This is a genomic window from Pseudomonas sp. 05T35 (assembly GCF_056396605.1).
In genome coordinates this window covers 1-1,200 of the sequence record NZ_JBFTLU010000750.1, presented here as the reverse complement: position 1 = coordinate 1,200, position 1,200 = coordinate 1, and the positions used below count along the sequence as shown (strand labels likewise).

General features: G+C 59.1%; 2 protein-coding genes and 1 pseudogene. 2 read left to right on the top strand and 1 reads right to left on the bottom strand.

Annotated elements, in window-relative coordinates; translation table 11 throughout:
• Positions 1-8 precede the first annotated feature (8 nt).
• Both AC1DH9_RS29495 and AC1DH9_RS29490 read left to right on the top strand, forming a co-directional pair.
• The gene (locus tag AC1DH9_RS29495) at positions 9-260 is read left to right on the top strand and encodes a hypothetical protein (RefSeq protein WP_477809374.1); all 252 of its coding nucleotides are present in this window, start codon (positions 9-11) and stop codon (positions 258-260) included.
• 21 nt (positions 261-281) lie between these two features.
• A pseudogene (locus tag AC1DH9_RS29490) lies at positions 282-437 on the top strand (DsbA family protein); the annotation flags it as partial.
• Here AC1DH9_RS29490 and AC1DH9_RS29485 read toward each other — a convergent pair.
• Positions 434-1,200 (bottom strand): zinc-binding dehydrogenase (locus AC1DH9_RS29485; protein WP_477809373.1); only part of this gene is annotated, 767 nt, incomplete at its 5' end. The pseudogene AC1DH9_RS29490 and the gene AC1DH9_RS29485 sit on opposite strands and share 4 nt — an antisense overlap.

The window sequence follows — 1,200 nt, the reverse complement described above, 5'->3', positions numbered from 1 at the left end:
TTGTTGTACTGGCCATTGCGGGTTGCGCAGCGACCTCCAGGACTGAGGTCAAGCGCGGAAAAAAAGGCCTGCACATTAACTGCTCAGGCCTCTCTTCTTCCTGGGATAAATGCTACGACAGCGCGGCCAACTCATGCGGGCCCAATGGCTACAAGGTGCTCGCCAAATCCGGAGACGCTATGGAAGACCCGGGCGACTACCCGTTTGGGCTCAACCCTGCCGGCTATACCAGCCGTAGCATGATCGTCATCTGCAAGTAATCATGCGCACTCTTATTCAGCGCGTTGACCGCCGACGAGGAAGTCAAAGCCGCACTCAAAGACAAAACCGAACAGGCGATCCCGCAGGATGTGTTCGGTGCGCCAAGCATGTTTGTCGATAACGAATTGTTCTTCGGTCAGGATCGCCTGGACTTTGTCCGCGAGGCCTTGGGCTAGATCTCGATAACCAGTCGGCCCTGCGCCTCGCCCGAGGCTTGCAGGTCATAGGCTGCCTCGGCGGTTTGCAGCGTGAACCGCCGGGGATCGAGCAAAGGCTTCAACAAGCCAGCTTCAATCAACTTCGCGGCTTCGCCAAGAATCTGTCCGTGCCGCTCGCGACCGTTACCGGTCAGCAAAGGCAGCAACGTGAAGACTCCAGAGTAACTCGCCGCCCGGAACGACAATGGCGCCAGACTGTGTTGCCCCCAGCCAAGACAACTCAACACGTGCCCCTGATAAGTGCGCACAGCCTTGAACGACGCATCCAGCGTCTCGCCTCCGACTGTGTCATAAACGATATCGAACCCMTCCCCCGCCGTATGTTGCTGCACATACTGTTCAACCGACTGCTGGCGGTAGTCGATAAAGGTCGCACCGAGACTTTCGATAATCGCCCGTTGCCTGGCCGACCCTGTGGCAAATACCTCGGCACCGAATGCCCGAGCCAACTGCACCGCCACATGCCCGACGCCACCAGCGCCACCCTGAATCAATACCTTGTGATCCGTCTGAACCCGGGCGCGATCCAGCAAACCTTCCCACGCGGTGATCAATACCAACGGCAGCGCTGCCGCCTCAGTCATGCTCAGATTGACCGGTTTGCGCGCCAGCAACCGCGTATCAACGGCGGCGAATTGCGCCAGTGAACCCTGCTGACCGCCAATCCCGGTCGCCATGCCATACACCTCATCGCCGACCTGCCAATCGCTGACCCCGGCAC